This window comes from Shinella agrisoli, from assembly GCF_046557955.1.
In the GTDB taxonomy this organism is placed as follows: domain Bacteria; phylum Pseudomonadota; class Alphaproteobacteria; order Rhizobiales; family Rhizobiaceae; genus Shinella.
The window spans coordinates 257,429-276,188 of record NZ_JBJIEP010000005.1 but is presented as its reverse complement, the minus strand read 5'-3'; the positions used below and the strand labels follow the sequence as shown (position 1 = coordinate 276,188).

18 protein-coding genes and 1 tRNA gene are annotated in these 18,760 nt (G+C 66.1%); 6 read left to right on the top strand and 13 right to left on the bottom strand.

Annotation, left to right across the window (positions count from 1 at the left end; all coding sequences use genetic code 11):
• Positions 1-4 precede the first annotated feature (4 nt).
• The 4 genes from ACIIOY_RS07085 to ACIIOY_RS07070 form a co-directional block, all read right to left on the bottom strand.
• Complete coding sequence (locus ACIIOY_RS07085) at positions 5-2,284, bottom strand: chemotaxis protein CheA (RefSeq protein WP_411033927.1); 2,280 nt, start codon at positions 2,282-2,284, stop codon at positions 5-7.
• A 16-nt stretch (positions 2,285-2,300) separates the two neighbouring features.
• The gene (cheY1, locus tag ACIIOY_RS07080; protein WP_411033926.1) at positions 2,301-2,666 is read right to left on the bottom strand and encodes a chemotaxis response regulator CheY1; all 366 of its coding nucleotides are present in this window, start codon (positions 2,664-2,666) and stop codon (positions 2,301-2,303) included.
• Positions 2,663-2,962, bottom strand: a complete 300-nt coding sequence (locus ACIIOY_RS07075; protein ID WP_411033925.1) for an STAS domain-containing protein — start codon at positions 2,960-2,962, stop codon at positions 2,663-2,665. The genes cheY1 and ACIIOY_RS07075 overlap by 4 nt, the downstream gene beginning before the upstream one ends.
• A gap of 129 nt (positions 2,963-3,091) precedes the next feature.
• Positions 3,092-4,690 carry a globin-coupled sensor protein gene (locus ACIIOY_RS07070; protein ID WP_411033924.1) on the bottom strand — a complete coding sequence of 533 codons (1,599 nt, stop codon included), beginning with the start codon at positions 4,688-4,690 and terminating at the stop codon, positions 3,092-3,094.
• Positions 4,691-5,308: 618 nt separating this feature from the next.
• Here ACIIOY_RS07070 and ACIIOY_RS07065 point away from each other — a divergent pair.
• The gene (locus ACIIOY_RS07065; RefSeq protein WP_254692228.1) at positions 5,309-5,563 is read left to right on the top strand and encodes a GlsB/YeaQ/YmgE family stress response membrane protein; all 255 of its coding nucleotides are present in this window, start codon (positions 5,309-5,311) and stop codon (positions 5,561-5,563) included.
• Between the two features lie 43 nt (positions 5,564-5,606).
• Here ACIIOY_RS07065 and ACIIOY_RS07060 read toward each other — a convergent pair whose 3' ends face one another.
• Together ACIIOY_RS07060 and ACIIOY_RS07055 are read right to left on the bottom strand one after the other, a co-directional pair.
• Entirely contained in the window at positions 5,607-6,638 is a 1,032-nt protein-coding gene (locus ACIIOY_RS07060) for a hydroxyacid dehydrogenase (protein WP_411033923.1), read from the bottom strand.
• 55 nt (positions 6,639-6,693) lie between these two features.
• Entirely contained in the window at positions 6,694-6,978 is a 285-nt protein-coding gene (locus ACIIOY_RS07055; RefSeq protein ID WP_411033922.1) for a hypothetical protein, read from the bottom strand.
• A 114-nt stretch (positions 6,979-7,092) separates the two neighbouring features.
• Between ACIIOY_RS07055 and ACIIOY_RS07050 the strand changes: the two genes are divergently transcribed.
• Positions 7,093-7,719 (top strand): ribonuclease D, encoded by a 627-nt coding sequence (locus ACIIOY_RS07050; RefSeq protein WP_411033921.1) that lies wholly within the window; start codon positions 7,093-7,095, stop codon positions 7,717-7,719.
• 85 nt (positions 7,720-7,804) lie between these two features.
• Positions 7,805-9,052: a hypothetical protein gene (locus ACIIOY_RS07045; RefSeq protein WP_411033920.1), complete on the top strand. Its 1,248-nt coding sequence runs from the start codon at positions 7,805-7,807 to the stop codon at positions 9,050-9,052.
• 3 nt (positions 9,053-9,055) lie between these two features.
• On the opposite strand, the gene ACIIOY_RS07040 is transcribed toward ACIIOY_RS07045, so the two are convergent.
• Entirely contained in the window at positions 9,056-9,391 is a 336-nt protein-coding gene (locus tag ACIIOY_RS07040; RefSeq protein WP_411033919.1) for a DUF6665 family protein, read from the bottom strand.
• Between the two features lie 56 nt (positions 9,392-9,447).
• Positions 9,448-10,830 (bottom strand): nicotinate phosphoribosyltransferase, encoded by a 1,383-nt coding sequence (locus ACIIOY_RS07035; protein WP_411033918.1) that lies wholly within the window; start codon positions 10,828-10,830, stop codon positions 9,448-9,450.
• Between the two features lie 401 nt (positions 10,831-11,231).
• Between ACIIOY_RS07035 and ACIIOY_RS07030 the strand changes: the two genes are divergently transcribed.
• Positions 11,232-12,803, top strand: coding sequence for a hypothetical protein (locus ACIIOY_RS07030; protein WP_411033917.1), 1,572 nt, complete (start codon positions 11,232-11,234; stop codon positions 12,801-12,803).
• A gap of 66 nt (positions 12,804-12,869) precedes the next feature.
• Here the strand turns inward: ACIIOY_RS07030 and rpsA are convergent, their stop codons facing one another.
• From rpsA to aroA, 3 genes are all read right to left on the bottom strand, one after another.
• Complete coding sequence (gene rpsA / locus ACIIOY_RS07025) at positions 12,870-14,576, bottom strand: 30S ribosomal protein S1 (protein ID WP_411033916.1); 1,707 nt, start codon at positions 14,574-14,576, stop codon at positions 12,870-12,872.
• Between the two features lie 170 nt (positions 14,577-14,746).
• Positions 14,747-15,379 carry a (d)CMP kinase gene (cmk, locus tag ACIIOY_RS07020; RefSeq protein ID WP_411033915.1) on the bottom strand — a complete coding sequence of 211 codons (633 nt, stop codon included), beginning with the start codon at positions 15,377-15,379 and terminating at the stop codon, positions 14,747-14,749.
• On the bottom strand, positions 15,379-16,746 hold the full coding sequence (gene aroA / locus ACIIOY_RS07015) for a 3-phosphoshikimate 1-carboxyvinyltransferase (RefSeq protein ID WP_411033914.1): 1,368 nt from the start codon (positions 16,744-16,746) through the stop codon (positions 15,379-15,381). Before aroA ends, cmk begins: the two co-directional genes overlap by 1 nt.
• Before the next feature lie 254 nt (positions 16,747-17,000).
• Between aroA and ACIIOY_RS07010 the strand changes: the two genes are divergently transcribed.
• Both ACIIOY_RS07010 and ACIIOY_RS07005 read left to right on the top strand, forming a co-directional pair.
• Positions 17,001-17,390, top strand: coding sequence for a TIGR02300 family protein (locus tag ACIIOY_RS07010; RefSeq protein ID WP_411033913.1), 390 nt, complete (start codon positions 17,001-17,003; stop codon positions 17,388-17,390).
• 146 nt (positions 17,391-17,536) lie between these two features.
• Positions 17,537-17,612, top strand: a tRNA-Ala gene (locus ACIIOY_RS07005).
• Positions 17,613-17,695: 83 nt separating this feature from the next.
• On the opposite strand, the gene ACIIOY_RS07000 is transcribed toward ACIIOY_RS07005, so the two are convergent.
• Both ACIIOY_RS07000 and ACIIOY_RS06995 read right to left on the bottom strand, forming a co-directional pair.
• Positions 17,696-18,337: an acyloxyacyl hydrolase gene (locus ACIIOY_RS07000; protein WP_411033912.1), complete on the bottom strand. Its 642-nt coding sequence runs from the start codon at positions 18,335-18,337 to the stop codon at positions 17,696-17,698.
• Between the two features lie 21 nt (positions 18,338-18,358).
• Positions 18,359-18,628, bottom strand: coding sequence for a DUF2934 domain-containing protein (locus ACIIOY_RS06995; protein WP_411033911.1), 270 nt, complete (start codon positions 18,626-18,628; stop codon positions 18,359-18,361).
• Between the last annotated feature and the right edge of the window lie 132 nt (positions 18,629-18,760).

Sequence of the window (18,760 nt, the reverse complement as noted above, 5' to 3'; positions counted from 1 at the left end):
GCTCTTAACCGGTTGCAGCAAGCGAGATGTCTTGTTTCAGGGATTGGCCGCGCGATGCGGCAACCACCGCGTCGACGTCCAGGATGAGTGCGACGCGCCCGTCGCCGAGGATGGTCGCGGCGGCGATGCCCGGCACGTGGGTGTAGTTCGCCTCCAGACTCTTGATGACGACCTGGCGCTGGCCCTGGATGGCATCGACCATGAGGGCGCGCTGGCCGCCGCCTTCCGATTCGACGAGGAGGGCGACGCCCTCGATCGGATTGGCCTGCGTGGCGCGGAAGTTGAGGATCCGACCGACGTCCACCAGCGGGCAAAACGAGTTGCGGATCGAGATGAGCCGCTGGGAGGCGCCGAAGGAATGGATGGCGGAGGCTTCCGGCTGGAGCGTCTCGACGATGGCCGTCAGCGGCACGACGAGCGTCTGGCCGGCGACCGTGACCACCATGCCGTCGAGCACGGCCAGCGTCAGCGGCAGGCTCATGGTGAAGACGGAGCCCTGGCCGGGTTTGGAGGAGATCGAGATGCGGCCGCCGAGCGCCTGGATCGAGCGCTTGACCACGTCCATGCCGACGCCGCGGCCGGAAAGGTCCGAGACCTTGTCGGCGGTGGAGAAGCCCGCATGGAAGATCAGGTTGTCGATCTCCTCGTCCGAGAGGTTCGCATCGGCCGCGATCAGGTCGTTGTCGATGGCCTTCTGGCGCACCTTCTCGCGGTTGATGCCCGCGCCGTCGTCGGCAAGCTCGATGACGATGCGGCCGGAACGGTGCTTCGCCGTCAGGCGGACCGTGCCTTCCGGGTTCTTGCCGAGAGCTTGGCGCTTCTCCGGCATTTCGAGGCCGTGGTCGACCGCGTTGCGGATCATGTGCGTCAGCGGCTCGGCGAGCTTGTCGATGACGGTCTTGTCGACTTCGGTGTTCTCGCCCTCCGTGATGAGGCGGACCGACTTGCCGGTGATGTCGGCGATTTCGCGGACGGTGCGGGCCATGCGCTGGAAGACCGGCTTTACCGGCTGCGCACGGATCGCCATCACCGAATCCTGGATCTCGCGGGTGAGCTGCTGGAGCTCTTCCAGGCCCATGTTGATGGAGGACGTGCCGTTCGTGTCGTTCTCCACGACGCTCTGCGAGAGCATCGCCTGGTTGATGACGAGCTCGCCGACGAGGTTGATCAGGCGGTCGACGCGGTCGAGGTCGACACGGATGGTCTGGCCGGCCGCCGCGGCCTGGTTGGCCTGCGCGCTGGCCGCCGATGCGGCAGACTTGGCGTTCTCGGCGGCGCGGCTTGCGGCCTGCGCCACCCTGCTGGCGGTTTCGGCCGCGGCCACGGCGGCAGCGGCGTCGCTTTCGCTGGCGACCGGCTCCTCGTCGGCCGACGCGGCAGGGCCGCTCTCGTCGAGCAGCGACAGGTCGAACGGCACGGGCTGCATCGGCAGTTCCTCGTCGTCCGTCGCCTCGCCGATCACTTCTTCCTCGATCGTGCGGATGTCGAGGTCGCAGTCCCACTCGGCGAATTCGAAGACGGCGCGAACGCCATCCTCGCCCCTGTCGGTCGTCACCGAGATCTTCCAGGAGAAGTAGGCCTCCTCCGGGTGCATCTTGTCGAGCGGCGGCAGGCTGTCCATGTCGCAGTAGACGCTCATCTCGCCGAGGCGGGAGAGGTCGCGCAGCAGGAGAACCGCCTCGTTGCCCTTGGCGTAAAGGTCCCTCTTCGGCTTGAAGACGACCTGGCAGGTCGGAACGTAGCGGGCGGCAGGCTCCTCGTCGAAATCGCCGAAGGAGAAGGGGATCGGCTGGAATCCCTCCTCGTTGACGGGCGGCTTTTCGATGGCCGGCGCCGGTGCGGCCGCCTTGGGAGCTGCGGCGGCGGGCTTGGGCGCGGGTGCTTCGGCGGCCGCGGGCGCCTCGCCGCTTGCCAGCGCTTCGAGCTCGCGGATCAGGGCGCGGCTGCGGGCCTCGTCGACGCTGCCGCCGTCACGCGCCGCGTTGGTCAGGTCCGCCAGGACGTCGGCGGACTTCAGCATGACCTTCAGGACGTCCTGGGTGGGCTCCAGCTTGTTGGATCGAACGCAATCCAGTGTCGTCTCGAACACGTGGGCGAAGGAGACGAGATCGTCGAGACCGAATGCACCGGCACCGCCCTTGATCGAATGCACGGCGCGGAACACGGCATTGACCGTTTCCGGGTCGCGGTCCCCGTCGTTCAGCTTCAAGAGACCGGATTCCAGTTCCGCGAGCTGTTCCTCGCACTCCTGGAAGAAGATCTCTTTGATTTCGTTCATATCCATCGGGAGAATCCTGGATTTAGGCGGTTACGCGCTCGATTGCGTCGATCAGCTTGGTCGGATCGAAGGGTTTCACGATCCAGCCCGTAGCGCCGGCCTGGCGGGCGCGGTTCTTCTTCTCGGCGTCGCTTTCGGTCGTCAGCACGAGGATCGGGATCGCGCGGTACTTCTCGTTGCGGCGCACGCCCTCGATGAAGCCGAAGCCGTCGAGGCGCGGCATGTTGATGTCGGTGACGATGACGTCCGGGTTGGCCGACTCCAGAACCTCAAGCCCCTCGACGCCGTCTTCCGCCTGGATGGTCTCGAAGCCTGCATTGTTGAGGGTGACCAGAAGCATGTTCCGGATCGTCCGGGAATCATCCACGGTCAGGACTTTTTTCTTCATTGCCTAGCCTCCTGTGCCAGCAAGTGATCGATGTTCACGCCGATGAGTTGCATTGTCTTCATGAAAGGCTCGGAGACCTTGCCGAAGGTGAAGGGCTGCCTGTCCTCCTGCCAGCTCCTGGCTCCAGCCATCAGGACCTGGGCGCAGAGCGCGCCGACCCGTTCGACCGCCGAGGCGTCGATGACGAGCGGATTGCCCTTGAGGCTCATCAGCTGCGCATGGAGCGCCGTCGCCTCGTTGAGGTCGAGAACGGGGGCAAGGCTTAAACTTTTCTGAGCGGCTTTCTTGCTCGCCATTACGATGTTCCTCGTCTGCGTCTGGGCAAAACCATGGTTGTGTTGCTTGGAGCGATCCTCGGCGCGCCTTCCTGCGAAAGCCGGCTGCGTGGCGTCGAGAACCAGTGCCGGGGCCGTCGGTTCGTCATCTCAGCCTCCAAAGCCCGCGGCGCGCGGGGACAGGAAATCGAGAGGAGAAGGCTGCGCTTGTTCGCGTTCGGCTGCCCCGCGCGGCTCTGCCGGTGCGGGGTGGGCCGGCCGGCGCAGCTCGCGCTGCGATGAAACGCGGAATTCCCGGATCGTGCGGCCGAGTTCGAGAATGACCGTTTGCAGGTCGCTGCCCGTCCCGCCGAGACGATCCGCATCCGCGGCGTCGGCCTCGAGCGCCCGGCCGGTGCGATCGATTTCTCCGGCAACCCCCTCCAGACCTTCCGCGTCGACCGCGCTCGCGCGCGCGATGCCCGTGATGGCCTCGTTGATGCCCTCAACCTGACGCACGATGTTGCCGATCGCGTCCTGGGTACGGTGGACATGTTCCACACCGGCCTCGACCTGCGCCTTGGTGCCGGTGACGAGCTGCTTGATCTCGCGCGCCGCGTCCGCCGAGCGCTGGGCGAGCGCACGCACTTCCTGCGCGACGACCGCGAAGCCGCGGCCGCTGTCGCCGGCACGGGCGGCCTCGATGCCGGCGTTGAGCGCGAGCAGGTTGGTCTGGAAGGCGATCTCGTCGATCACGCCGATGATCTGGCCGATCTTCTCGGCCGATGCCTCGATATCCGCCATGGCCGACATCGCTTCGCCGACGATGCTGCCGCTGAGGGCGACGGATTCCTGGGTGGAGGCGGCCGCGGACTGGGCCTTGCGGGTCTCGGCGAGCGTCTGGCGTACACGCTCGACGATGGCGCCGAGGGCATTCGCAGTCTCGATCAGGTTCGCCGATTGCTCCGCCGAACGGGCGGAAAGCGCATTGGCGCCGGAGGCCAGCCTGTCCACGAGGCGATCGCCTTCCGTTGCGCCGTCGGCGACGGCAAGGAGCCGCGACTGGATCTCGTCCAGGGCGCCGTTCAGCGTGTCGGCAAGCTCGCGCCAGGCCTCCGGCATCTCGCCGGAAACACGCGCCGACAGATCAAGCTGCGAGAGGCTGCGGATCGTATCGCCGAAGACGCGGTCGAGCTCGGCACGGTCCTCCCGGCGCTGCTCGCCGAGCGCCCGGTGGTGGGCATGGCGCAGTTCGTTGAAGCGCAGCGAGACGCCGATTTCCGCATCGACCATGGCCGTGCGCAGGAAGGCCGAGACGAGGTCGGTCAGTTCCTTGCGACGGGCCTTGCCGCCCGGCAGGATGGATTTCGGCCAGTATTCCTCGATGAGGCCATTGACCACCGTTTCGACGACGATCGAATGGCCGGCGATGCGCCAGCGCGGATCGAGGCCCATCTGGCTCTCGCTGTCGGAGAGGACCTTCACGCGCTCGGCATAGAGCCCGTCGAACCGCGCGTCGGTCAGCACGCTCCAGTGGGAGCTCTGGAGGTCGTGCAGGCGGTCGATCTGGCGCTCGCTCTGGAAGTGGCGCGCGGCGTCGGGAAAGGTCTGGAAACGTTGGAAGAGATCGCGAAGCGCCGTTTCGACATGCCGCTCCAGCGTCTGGCGGTGGCGGCGGAGCAGCTCGCCCTGGGCGCTTTCCACCCCGGCGAAGCGCAAACGGTCGCGCAGGCTGGCCGCCTGTCCCGTTCGAGCCTGTTCTGCCGGCATTTCCTGCACCAATCTGCTCCCAAACCAACGATGCCCGATCACCCGGGCGGGTGATCGACTGAATTCTCGCATGGAGGAGAGGTTGGCTGTCCGAGCCGTGCCCACGAGGCGGAGCGCTGCCGGCAGACCGGCATGCGGGGTGCCACCCGTCGATCCATGATCAAATTCGGTGAAACTCGAATACCGGCTCGGTTCCGGTACGGCGGTTCGGCATCATGCCTGGGTGAGAAACGGCGAATTTCCCATTCCGACGTGTAGAGCAATGTTTATGGTTAATTCCTTGCCTGAAGGTTAATAGTTCATGGCGTGCTTATGGCTTTGCTAAAATTAAAGCCGCCCGGCCGCGCGCAAGCTACGGGCAAGCTCGCGCGCGTAGGGTCGTGCCATGGACTGACAATGATGTCAGGAGGAACGGGCAATGATTGTTCTGGGACTGGGCGCCACGCTGATCGCTTCTGCAACGCTTGCCGCCATCTATCTTCTTCTCGATATCCAGGCGGAGCACGCCACGGCGAAAGCACGGGTTTTCTGAGCACGCACGCCGATATCCTCTTGCTTTCCCGAAATCGGCTGCCACATTCAGCACTGACAGAACGATACTGTCAAAGGGAGCACATCATGGGCATTGAAAGCATTCTCGTTTTCCTCATCGTCGGCGCCATTGCGGGCTGGCTTGCGGGCCTCATCGTTTCGGGCTTCGGCTTCGGCCTCGTCGGAAATATCGTCGTCGGCATCGTCGGCGCCTTCATCGCCGGTTTCCTCTTTCCGGCACTCGGCATCAGCCTCGGCAGCGGCATCGTCGCCGCCATCATCCATTCCACGATCGGCGCCGTGATCCTGCTCGTGCTCATCAAGGTCGTCAAACGCGCCTGACCGCGCGGCACGCCGCGGCGCCTGCCGCCGCGGCCTTCCCGTTTCAGTTGATGTCGACCGGCCTGGAGCGCATGCGCGAGACGGTCTCACGCTCGGCCCGCTTGCAGCGCATCGGCGGCAGGCCGCGGTCCATCAGCGCCATGTCCTCCAGCACCATGTCGCCCATCTTCTTGAAGGCGCTGTCGAGCGCGCCGGCGCGATGCGCCGAGCGCAGGAAGCCGGAAAGCCTGCGCACCGGATGGTCGAGCGGCAGCGGCTCCTCCGGATAGACGTCGCTCGCCGCGACGATGTGGCCGGACCGGACGGCGGCCATCAGCGCCGGGAAGTCGACGACATCGGCCCGGCTGAGCAGGATGAAGGCCGCCCCCTTGCGCATCGAAGCGAAGGCCTCCGCGCCGAGGAAACCCCTGTTTTCGCTCGTCACCGCCGCAACGACGAAGACGAAATCGCTCGTCGCCAGCACGTGCGGGAGCGAAGCCGGCTCGACGCCCGCCTCCCGCAGCATCGACGGCGGCAACCAGGGATCGAAGACGCGGATCCTCGCGCGGAAGCCGGAAAGCACGCGGTTCAGCGCCCGGCCGAGATCGCCGAAGCCGACGATGCCGACCTCGGAGCCGGACAGGAGTCGCGCCGAGCGGTTGCCCTCCCCGCCCCACAGCTCGCGCCCCTCGCGGAAGGCAAGATCCGCATCGACGATGCCGCGGGCAAGATTCAGCGCCATGGCGAGGCCCAGCTCGGCGACCGGCTCGGCAAAGACCTGACCCGTCGTCACGACATGAATGCCCCGCTCGAACAGAACCTCGTAGGGCATGTTGTTGAGAAGATTGCTCTCGACATTGAGAATCGCGCGCAGCTTCGGCATGCGCGCGAGCGTTTCGGCCGAAAGCGGCGGCTGGCCGATGATGTACCGCGCCTCGGCGAGCACCGCATCGCCGAGCCCGGCAATGTCTTGCGGGTCGGCCTCGACGACGCGATAGGTCCTGCGAAGCTCGGCTTCGGCGGCGGGCGTGAAGATGAGGTCGAGCGTTCGCGGCTCGGGCGCGCTGATCACCAGCGGCAGGGTTTCGTCGGTCATGGCTCCTCCGGATCGGCTACCACCAAGTGGTAGCACGGCGGCCGGAAGCCTGCGACTACCAGTCCAAGCCGCGCAGGGCGCGTTCGCTGGACGGCGGCAGGCGCGTGCTGCTCGTCGTTATGCCGTTGCGCTCGCAGACGTAGATGTTGCGCGGCATCCAGCGGGAATTGCTGCTGCGCGGGACGTGCACCCTCTGCTCGCAGACGACCGCATCCCTGCCGCTGTACTCCTCGGTGGCGTCGGAGGGGACGACGCCGGGAAGGTCCTTGAAAACCTGCGCCTGCCCGGCGGAGGCGGACATCAGGACTGCCAGGAGGGCGAGGACGGTTCGTGTCTTCATCGTCATTCCCGGCAAAGCCGGCCTTTCGCAATTCATAAAGAGATACCGCTGGCCGGAAACATGCGCTATAGGCCTGCGGATTATCCGACAGCTAGGACATAGATGGGGTTTTTCATGGCAAGTGCAATCCGGTATCACGAAGGCGACATCTCGGCAGCGGATGCTGCCCGCTATACCGGCGCGATCGCCATCGACACCGAGACGCTCGGCCTGATCCCGCGCCGCGACCGGCTCTGCGTGGTGCAGCTTTCGCCGGGCGACGGCACGGCGGACGTCATCCGCATCGCCGCCGGACAGAAGGAGGCGCCGAACCTCGTCGCCATGCTGGAGGATCCGTCCCGCCAGAAGATCTTCCACTACGGCCGCTTCGACATCGCCGTCCTGTTCCATACCTTCGGCGTCACCACAACGCCGGTCTTCTGCACCAAGATCGCCTCGCGGCTGACCCGCACCTACACGGACCGGCACGGCCTCAAGGACAACCTCAAGGAAATGCTCGACGTGGACATTTCCAAGCAGCAGCAGTCCTCCGACTGGGCGGCGGAAACGCTTTCGCCGGCGCAGCTCGAATATGCGGCCTCGGACGTTCTCCATCTCCACGCGCTGCGCGACAAGCTCATGGCCCGCCTCGTGCGCGACGGCCGGCTTGCCCATGCCGAGGCCTGCTTCGCCTTCCTGCCGACCCGCGCCAAGCTCGACCTGCTCGGCTGGGAAGAGACCGACATCTTCGCCCATAGCTGAGGCGAACCCCTCAAATCCGGCAGGGACAGGCTTAACGCCCGGTTAACGCCCCCGGCACTATCCTCCGCGAGACTGGAGGTTTGCCATGTTGACACCCCTGCAGAGCGCGCAGTCCACCGCCGCCGTCTCGGCAATGCAATCGATCGTCGACACGATCGAGGAGCGGCGCCGCGAGGACGAGGAGAAGGCGAGCGGCCGCAAGGACGACATCCTGCGGCGGGTGCACCTGCAGCCGGACGACACCGCGCGCCAGGCGAACACCCGCATCAACGAGCATTTCTTCGGCAGCAATGCCCGCAACGGAGACACGCTCGCCAAGCTGATCTCCCGCTTCAGCGAGACGCTCGGCGTCGCCCAGCAGGAGGGCGAATCCGCGCGTGCCTTCGCACAGCGTCTCGCCGACAAGCTCATCCTTGTCGACAGCGTCGCGCCTGCGGGCAAAGGCAGCACGCCCGGCGTCACGCTCCGCTCGCTCGGCACGACCCTCTCGGCCGTCAAGCAGGCGACGGGCGGCCCCTCGGACGACGCGGCCGCCAACCTTGTCGCCCGCCTTGCCCTCACGGCGGGCGTGTCGCAGGGCGAGAACGAAGCGGATGCAGACTTCGAGCAGCGCCTTTCGGCCATGCTGACACGCCAGCGCGGCGAACTGCCCGCCGACGTCGCGACCCTGGAGAAGACGTCGGGGCTCACCGACCTCGGGCTGGCCGCGACCGAGCTCATCGCCGCGATCCGCAATCCCTACGGATCGGAAGCCCAGCGCGTGAAGGACGCGCTGGCCGAGAAGGCGGACGCGGAGAAGGCGCTCACGCCCGAAATGCGGAAGGTCCTTGCCCGCCTGGAAGATGTGGCGGACCCGAAGTCGATCGAGGAGCTCAAGCTCGACCGCACCAGACGGGATCCGACACGCGTCGAGGATGCGGAAACCCGCAAGGAGCGCGAGGAAACGATCCGCAAGCTGGAAGCAGGCGAGAAGCTTGAGGACGTGGCGGAGCTTCAGAACGCCGTCGGCCGCGCCCGCGAGGAAGCGGCGAAAGGCAGCGCGGACGGCAAGGAACCGGGCGAACCACAAGGCGATGCGCTCGACACGATCCAGCTGCTCGCCGCCGGCGCCGAGGCGACCGCGTTTGCCGAAAAGGCACCGGCCAAGCCCGATGAGGCCCCGTTCAGGAACAAGGAGGCGCCGGCCGAAACCACCGGCGAGGCGGTCCGAAACCTCGACGCGGCAAGCACCCGCGAGCGGGACGAACGGGAAGAGGCGAAGAAGGAAATCTTCGCGTTGCGCATCGACGACAACGGCATCTACGACCTCATCACGCGCCAGCTCGTCGCCTGACGGCTACGCCTTCCGCCGCACGATGCCGAGCCTTGCCATGACCGCCGGCGGAATGCCGTAGCGGCGGATGGCGTCCTTCTGGCTGCGCAGGCCGCACATCTCCCGCTGGATGAAGAAGGCCCAGACCTTGTCCGCCGCATCGTCGAGGAGATTTTCCCGTTCCGCCTCGCCGCAGCCTGCGGCCATGCGCTCGGAAAGCAGCGCCAGCGCCTTTTCGACCTTCAAGCCGTGCCGGCCGAGCGAATCCGCCCGCTCGGACATCAGCTCGTATTCGAGGATGTTAAGGCCCGTTTCCCTGGTGGAGGAAGGGGCAAGCGCCTGCGGCGGACGAACCGTCATCTCCTGTCTCCCGTCATGGGACCAAGATGGAGCGGCGGATGCCTCGCTGCAAGGGGTCAGGCGGCGCGGGCGCGCACCTGGTCGAACGTCCAGTCGAAAAGGAGCTCGCCATCGCGCCAGACCGGCTGCAACAGGTTCTTGCGGCCCGCGAGCTGATCGATGCGGGCGGCCTCAAGGCCGATATAGCCCTCGACCACCGCCTGCCGGCCGGCCTTGGAGGCCTTGAGGTTCATGGTCGCCGGGCGCTTGTAGACGTCGTGCCAGGCCCCAGCCGCATCCTGGCGGGCATTGGCCTTCATGGCGAACGAATAGGTGTCGCGGTTGACGCGCTGGAGCAGGCCCGCGCCCATGCCGAAGGCTATGTTCTCCGCGGAGAAGCCGAAGGCTTCCAGCCTGCCGAGGATGAGGCCGATGTCGGCGGGCGAGATGCCGTCGCCCTGGATGACGCGCACGCTGTCGTCGAGCACCTTGTAGCCCTTGGCGTTGAGATGCGTGCCGAAGGCATAGGCGAGCTGGCGCACGACCTGCACCGGCGTTTCCACCGGATCGCCGCTGTCCGGCCTGACGACGAGCGTGCCGCCGGCCGTCTGCACCCGCTCCTTGAGCTGCTTGCCCCAGATCTCCGCGACGGCGTTGTTGATGTCGTAGCTGTCCGACACGACGGCATAGAGGCCCTTGCCGCCGAACCTGTCGATCATGTTGCCGTAGGCTTCCGCCTCGCGCTCCTGGCCCCAGGAGGTCATGGTCGAATGCTCGGAAGCCGGGATCGAGAAACCGGCCATCTGCGCGCCGTAGTAGCGGCGGGCGTAGAGCACCCCGCTCACCGTATCCGTGCCCATGAAGTTGACGAGGTGCGCGGCGCCGCCGATGCCCGCCTGCTCGAGGCTCGTCGTCCCGCGAGCGCCGAAATCGTGCAGGCGGAAGGGCAGGACGGCGGCGGGATCGTCGCAGGTCTTTTCGAGGATCGGCTGGATGATCTGCTTCACCTTGCGCGAATTGGAAGCGACCGTGCTCGGATACCAGATGGCGCGCAGAAGCGCCGTCTCGATGTAGGAGGTCAGCCAGAAGCAGGCCGGATCCGTGTTGACGACCTGGGCCACCGGAACACCGCGCCGCACGAGCGTGCCCTCCGGCAGTGCCTCGATCAGCAGCGGCAGGAAGCCGCCGTGCTTCTTGACGATATGCGTCCAGCCCTCGCGGTTGAACGGCAGGCCGTGCGCCGTCACGATCGCCTCGGCCTCGTCCACGTCCTCGATCGTCACCGGTTTCGACAGGTATTCCTTGAGGAACATCTGGAGACCGAAGAACAGCACTTCCGGATGGTCGGAATGGCCCCGCGCCTCCACGTAGGAGGAAATGGCGCAGGTTTCCGGCGGATATTGCAGGTAATGGCTGAACTTGTAGCTGTCGGTGTTGAGGATGAGGTTGGTGAGGTTCATCGCGAGGTCTCCGCCGCATCCGCGGCCCGCAAATACCCGGCGGCCGACAGTGCCGGCAAGATTTACGCGAGCCGAGCATAAGGGGCAAGGCCGTGATGAACGGATAATCCGGCCTGCCGATGCTGCATATGCGAAGGTTTCCCGCCCGTTAGCATTTCGTTAACCATAAGATGCCAATCGTAAGATCAGGCAAGTTGTTCGGAGTTCCGGGTTTCCCGTCCGGCACGGTCAGCGGTTCAGTGCTTCGCCGGTTTACCCGCCGCCTTCCGCATGAATGCCCGGCACCCCGGGCCGAAAGCTCATCATCTCGCAGCGTCGCGCATGATGCGCCATCCGACGGACGATGGAACATTGGCAGGCCTTGCGATGCGGGCAGCATCGGCGGCGAACAGGAGGCAGGCATGCTGCCGCGTGTGGCAACGACGACCGGGACATTGCAGCCGTCCCTCGCCCTTCAGGCGGGCGCACCGGTCGATGCCGCAGCCAAGCCGCAGCTTTCCGCAGCCGCGCTCGCCAATCTGCGGGCAGAGGTGCTGCTCCGCCTCATCGAGACCATGCTGAAGCACATGCCGCGCACCGGGGAGCCGAACCCGGGCCGCGACCTCCTGGAAACGCTCTTCGCCGCGCTGAAGGCGGTGCCGGGGCGGGAAGGCGACAATGCCCGCAGGCTGGCCGACATCATCGCAAAGCTGCCGCCGGAACTTCGCCCGAGCGTCGAGAAGCTGATCGGCACCGTGCTCTCGGCCATGCCGACGCGCAGTCTCGTCGAGATCGTGCGCAATCCGAACGGGCCGGAGGCCCAGAAGCTCGCCACCCTCCTGGCGACGAGCCTTCAGCTCGGCGACCTTCCCGCCACGGAGCGCCAGCAGAAACCCGTCGGTCTCACCGCCCAGCAGCTCGCCGCCGTCGGCCGCCATGGCGGCGCGCAGCACACCGCACAGGCGGCGCAGGTGCTCGGCGATGCCCGTCTCCTCCAGGTCGCGTTGAAACGCACCTTCGACATCGACGGCGGCAGCAAGTCCAAGCCCTCGAACAGCCAGCAGCCGGCCGAGGCGAGGACGCACCATCAGGCCTTTGCCGGACCGAGCCGTCTGCCAATCGGGACGAACGACGCCGCGCGTGCGGACGGGCGCCTTCCCAACCCGGCCGCCAAGGCCACCGACCAGCAGCCGATGAGGGTGGCCGACGCGGCGACCCGCCACAATGGCGATGCGGAGGAGGCACAAGCGGCGGCACCGGCCGCAAGACGGGAAGACATGCCCGTGAAGGCGCAGGTCGCCAACGCGGCCGGGCAGGCGCTCGCCCGCAGCGTGCTGCAGGCCGTGACGCGCGATGTAGCCCCTGGCCTGCTGGTGCAGGCTGTCGCACAGCTGATGGAAAACCTTTCGCCGGAAGAGGCGAATTTCCTCCGGGCACTCCTCGAACGGCCGCTCGATGCGGCGATGGAGAAGGAATTCGCACCCATCGTGCAAGAACAGTCCGAGGACGGCACGGAACGGATCGCCGATCCCGAGACCGCAGCGCAAACCGGCAAGGCCCGGCCCGAAACCGCCCAGCCGGCGTCGGTCTTGCAGCGTCCCGCCGAAACCCAGGACGATGCCCTCGCGATGCCGCAGGCGCGGGAGGCAGCGCAGCCCGCTGCCCTTGCCGATGCGGTGCCGGACAGGCTGCTTCCGGCCGCCACGCTGCGCGAGGGCGCACCGCTCGCCTTCGTGCCCTACCTGCCGGCCGAGGAAGACGCCGACTGGCCCGAGGCCCGCGAAGAGGAAAAGGACGAAGCGGAGGACGAGCCCTCCGCCGGCGGCGAGAACGAAGAAGGCGGCGACGCGCAGGCGCAAGCGGACGGCGAAGCTGGCGACGGGGAACCGGAAAGCGCCGACATGGCACGCCGGCGCGAGAAGACGGCGGAGATGGTCGGCGTCATGGAACCCGGCCTCGTCTTCTACCAGAAGCTCGGCGACTACTGGACCTGACCATCCCAAGAAAAAGCCCGCGGAGATCGCTCTCCGCGGGCCCTTCATTTCAAAAGCAAGCGAGGCTTACTCGGCGTTGTTGCGGTTCTTCAGGGCCGCGCCGAGGATGTCGCCGAGCGAAGCGCCCGAGTCGGACGAACCGAACTGTGCGACGGCTTCCTTCTCTTCGGCGATTTCGAGCGCCTTGATCGAAAGCTGGATCTTGCGATCCTTCTTGGAGAAGTTGACGACGCGGGCGTCGACGGTCTGGCCGACCGAGAAACGCTCCGGACGCTGCTCGTCACGGTCACGCGAAAGGTCCGCGCGGCGGATGAACGAGGTGATGTCCTCGTGGTTGACGAGCTTCACCTCGATGCCGCCATCGTTGATCGCGATGACTTCAGCCGAGACGACGGCGTTCTTGCGCAGGTCGCCGGAAGCGGCAGCTTCGCCGACCGAGTCGCGGCCGAGCTGCTTGATGCCGAGCGAGATGCGCTCCTTGTCGACGTCCACATCCAGAACGACGGCCTTGACGACGTCGCCCTTGTTGTACTCCTCGATGACCTGCTCGCCCGGACGGTTCCAGTCGAGGTCGGAGAGGTGCACCATGCCGTCCACGTCGCCGTCGAGGCCGATGAACAGGCCGAACTCGGTCTTGTTCTTGACTTCGCCTTCGACTTCCGTGCCGGCCGGGTGGCTGTGCGCGAAGGCCTGCCACGGGTTCTCGAGGGTCTGCTTGAGGCCGAGCGAGATGCGGCGCTTCGTCGGGTCGACTTCGAGAACGACCACGTCGACTTCCTGGCTCGTGGACAGGATCTTGCCGGGGTGAACGTTCTTCTTGGTCCAGGACATCTCGGAGATGTGGATCAGGCCTTCGATGCCCGGCTCCAGCTCGACGAACGCACCGTAGTCGGTGATGTTCGTGACGGTGCCGGAGATCTTCTTGCCGACCGGGTACTTCGTGCCGATGCCATCCCACGGATCCGACTCGAGCTGCTTCATGCCGAGCGAGATGCGGTGGGTTTCCTGGTTGATGCGGATGATCTGGACCTTGACCTGCTGGCCGATGGACAGGATCTCCGACGGATGGTTGACGCGGCGCCAGGCCATGTCGGTGACGTGCAGCAGGCCGTCGATGCCGCCGAGGTCGACGAACGCACCGTAGTCGGTGATGTTCTTGACGACGCCGTCGACGACCTGGCCTTCTTCGAGGTTCTGGACGATCTCGGAACGCTGCTCGGCGCGCGACTCTTCGAGGACCGTGCGGCGCGAGACGACGATGTTGCCGCGGCGCTTGTCCATCTTGAGGATTTCGAAGGGCTGCGGGTTGTGCATGAGCGGGGTGACGTCGCGGATCGGACGGATGTCGACCTGCGAACGCGGCAGGAAGGCGACGGCGCCGTCGAGATCGACGGTGAAGCCGCCCTTGACCTGGTTGAAGATGACGCCTTCGACGCGCTCGCCGGCCTCGAACTTGACTTCGAGCTTGGCCCAGCTTTCTTCGCGGCGCGCCTTCTCACGCGACAGGACGGCTTCGCCGAGTGCGTTCTCGATGCGCTCGACGTAGACTTCGACTTCGTCGCCGACCTTCAGCGAGCCGTCCTTCGACTTCGCGCCGAATTCCTTCAGCGGAACGCGGCCTTCAACCTTGAGGCCGACGTCGACGATGGCGACGTCCTTCTCGATGCCGGTCACGATGCCCTTGGCGACATAGCCTTCGGCGAGATCGTTAGCGGCGAAGGATTCCTGCAGAAGGGCTGCGAAATCTTCGCGCGTGGGGTTTGCTTGAGACATTGAAACTCCTGAATGTGCCTCTCGGGCACGGGCGCCGGGGGTTAGCGTTGATGATGAACGAGGCGATGTCCGCTGCCTTGTGAAGCAGCAAATCCGGCGCGGGGACAGGCCTTGCTCTTATGTCTTGCAGTTCCGGACGGAAAACCGCGTCCGCACTTTTCCTGGAACCGCTAGTGCTTAAGCGCGGCGTCGATGAACGACTTTGCCGCCGAAAACGCCGCCTCTATACTCATTTCCGAGGTATCGAGCAAGTGCGCATCGTCCGCAGGCTTCAGCGGGCTGTCCGCCCGGCCCATGTCACGCTCGTCGCGCCGGCGGATATCGTCGAGGATCGTTTCATAATCGGCCACCCCGCCGCCGGCGAGGATCTCGTCGTGGCGGCGCCTCGCGCGGACCTCCGGCGAGGCGGTGACATAGAGCTTCACGGGCGCATCGGGGCAGACGACCGTGCCGATGTCCCTCCCGTCGAGCACCGTGCCGGGCGCGCGCGCCGCAAAGCCGCGCTGCGCCTCCACCAGCGCCCGGCGCACCGAGGGCATGACCGCGATCTTCGAGGCCGCCTCGCCGATGGCATGGGCGGAAAGCACCGAACGGTCGAGCCCGGCGAGGTCGAGATTGCGGGCCACCTCGGCGGCCACCGCCTCGTCGTCGAGCGGCAGGCCGCGGTCGAGCAATGCCTTTGCCGTCGCCCGGTAGGTAAGGCCCGTATCGAGATGATGGAAGCCGTATTCCTCCGCGATGCGGCGCGAGAGCGTACCCTTGCCGGCAGCGGCGGGGCCGTCGATGGCGATGGTGAACGTCATCAGGCGGCCTTCGTGTCGGACAGGTCGATCTTCGCACCGAGGCCGGTCATGAGGTCCATGAACTCCGGAAAGCTCGTGGCGATCATCGTGGCGTCGTCGACGGTCACGGGATGTTCCGAGACGAGGCCCATGACGAGGAAGCTCATCGCGATGCGGTGGTCGAGATGCGTGGCGACGGCGGCGCCGGAAGCATTGCCGAGCCCCTTGCCGTCCGGGCGGCCGCGCACGACGAGCGAGGCCTCGCCCTCGTCGCAATCGACGCCGTTGAGCTTGAGGCCGTCGGCGACGGCGGAGAGGCGGTCGCTTTCCTTGACGCGCAACTCCTCGAGGCCGTTCATCACCGTCGCGCCCTCGGCGAAGGCGGCCGCCACGGCAAGCACCGGATATTCGTCAATCATCGACGGGGCGCGGTCTTCCGGCACCGTCACGCCCCTGAGCTCGGAGAAGCGCACGCGCAGGTCAGCCACATCCTCGCCGCCGGCAAGGCGCGGGTTCAGGATCTCGATATTCGCGCCCATTTCCTGCAGCGTCAGGATCAGGCCGGTGCGGGTCGGGTTCATCAGCACGTTGAGGATCGTCACGTCCGAGCCCGGCACGAGCAGCGCCGCGACCAGTGGGAAGGCGGTCGAGGACGGGTCGCCCGGCACGTCGATGACCTGGCCGGTGAGCCTGCCGCGGCCCTCCAGCCGGATGGTGCGGACGCCGTCGGCATCCGTATCCACGATGAGATTCGCGCCAAAACCCTGCAGCATCTTTTCCGTATGGTCGCGCGTCATGACCGGCTCGATGACGGTCGTGATACCGGGCGTGTTGAGGCCGGCGAGCAGAACGGCGGACTTCACCTGGGCCGAGGCCATCGGCACGCGATACGTGATCGGCGTCGGCGTCTTCGGTCCGCGCAGCGTCACCGGCAGCCGGTCGCCCTCGGCGGATGTCACCTGCACGCCCATTTCGCGCAGCGGATTGAGGACGCGGCCCATCGGACGCTTGGTGAGTGAGGCATCGCCAATGAAAGTGGAATCGAAATCGTAGACGCCGACGAGGCCCATGGTCAGGCGGCAGCCGGTGCCGGCATTGCCGAAATCGAGCGGCGCCTCGGGCACCAGCAGCGCGCCGTTGCCGACCCCGTCGATGATCCAGGTGTCGCCCTCCTTGCGGATCTTCGCGCCCATCGCCTGCATGGCCTTGCCCGTGTTGATGACGTCCTCGCCCTCGAGCAGGCCGGTGATGCGCGTCTGGCCGCTCGCAAGCCCGCCGAACATGAAAGAGCGGTGGGAAATCGACTTGTCGCCGGGAATGCGGACGGTCCCGGAAAGGCCGGAGGATTTGCGGGCGGTTGCGGGCCGGCTACTTGCGCCGTGCGACATGGGTGTCTTCCTTGTATATCCACGGCTCCCCGGCGGGATCGCCCGGGAGAACGCGGGCTTGCTATCATAAACGATTTAAAGCGTCATCATCCCGTCTGAAAACATTCGCCGGCGCGCCGCGGTCATGTCCCCCCGAAGTTAGGCTTTGACAGGATAGCCCAAGACGATTATGGGGACCGGCTAATCATTTTCCCCTTCAACGCGCCGGAACCCCGGCCCCGCCGGGAACAAACGGCACCTGAGAGGCTTTGACAGTGGCAAAACCGGAACTCGGAACCAAACGCATCGATCCGGAAACGGGCAGGAAGTTCTACGACCTGAACCGCGATCCGATCGTTTCCCCCTATACGGGCAAGTCCTACCCGCTCTCCTTCTTCGAGGAGACTTCGGCGGCTGCGGTGCTCGAAAAGGATGAGGACGAGGACGTCAACGAAGTCGATACGGAGAACACGGAAGTCGAACTCGTCTCGCTGGAAGATGCCGACGACGATGCGGCAGGCGGCGACGACCTGCCGGACCTCGGCGACGACGACGTGGAGATCGACGGCGACGACGACGATACGTTCCTGGAGCAGGACGAAGACGACGACGATGACGACATGAGCGATCTCATCGGCGTCACCGGCGACGAAGACGAAGCTTAAACCCTTGATTTTCCGGCCGGTTTCAAAAAAATCGGCCGGATGTCATTTTTCGGCTTGCCATCTTTCGGGACCGGAAGTAATAAGCCGCACACCGAACGGCAACACCGCTTCGGTTCCCGGAAACCGGCCTTGGCCGGACCCTTCATGGGGCTATAGCTCAGCTGGGAGAGCGCTTGCATGGCATGCAAGAGGTCAGCGGTTCGATCCCGCTTAGCTCCACCAAATCCCCTTGAGACAAACCGCAAAAAGCCGGTTCGGCTTCGACCTTGCGTCCTGCCGGAAGGCGCCGACGCGAAGAGACCGGCTTAAAACTTCACGCCGACGCTCAAACCTGCGTGGGTGAGCCCGTCGTTCGGGCCGTCGCAGAGATCGGCGCTCGACGAGTGGTCGACGGTCGCCATGACGCTGACGTTGTCGGTGACGCGCACGCCGAGCGCGGCGTGCTCGCGAAACAGGAAACGGCATCCGAGAAGCGGGCCGGGGCCGCTGTCCAGGCTGCCGTTGTGCACGGTGCCGCCGGCGCCGACCTCGGCAAAGAGGGTTTCTGTTATCGGCAGATGCCAGTTGAGGCCCAGATAGGCCTGGTCCGTTGCATCGGCGCCACCCGAAACGCCCACCTGCACCCGCGGCTCGAGCAGAACCTTTGCGAGGCCGGTCTGCGAGGACTGGAAGGGTGCGATATACACCTCGGCCGAGCCGACCACGCCCTTATCCTCGGAGGAGCCGCCGTTCAGGCCGCCGCTCACACCAACGCGAACCTCATCGATGAGGTCGCCGGCCGCGGCCGGCGAAGCGTGCAGGCCGATCGACACCGCCGCCAGCGCGGCTGCCAGAAAAATCTTCATCGCATCCCCCGAATCATCAAGGCGAGTGTCGGCACGCCAGCGCTTTTTGTACAGCCGCAAAATCGGCTGCACATCAAACTGTCCATCCGATGCCCGCCCCATGCGGGCGGGGCCTCTTCCACGCTAGGGCTGCTCGCGCGTGCCGGGCGCCGCTTCGCGCTGGTCGGCGTCTTCCAGATCGGTCTTGACGATGAACGTGTCGTTGTGCTGCCGGACGGCCTCGCGCAGGGCGGCGAGGTTCGGCTCGTCGTCGCCCTCGACCTCGCCGTCGCCCCGGTCGATTTCCCGCTCCGCCTGATACCAGTGGTCGTCCGGCTTGCCCTCGGGCGAGCCTTCCTGCTGCCAGAGTTCGTAGGCGCGCTTGCGGATGCGCTCTTCGCGTTCGTCGGTCATGGACGTGCTCCCTTCTTCACGCGCAATGAACGGGCATCCGGCACCGGATGTTCCCGGCATGCGCGGCCAAGTACCCCCCGCCGGCATTGCGCTTGCGGCGGGCATCCTCTATCTGCGGCGCGGCAGGACGGC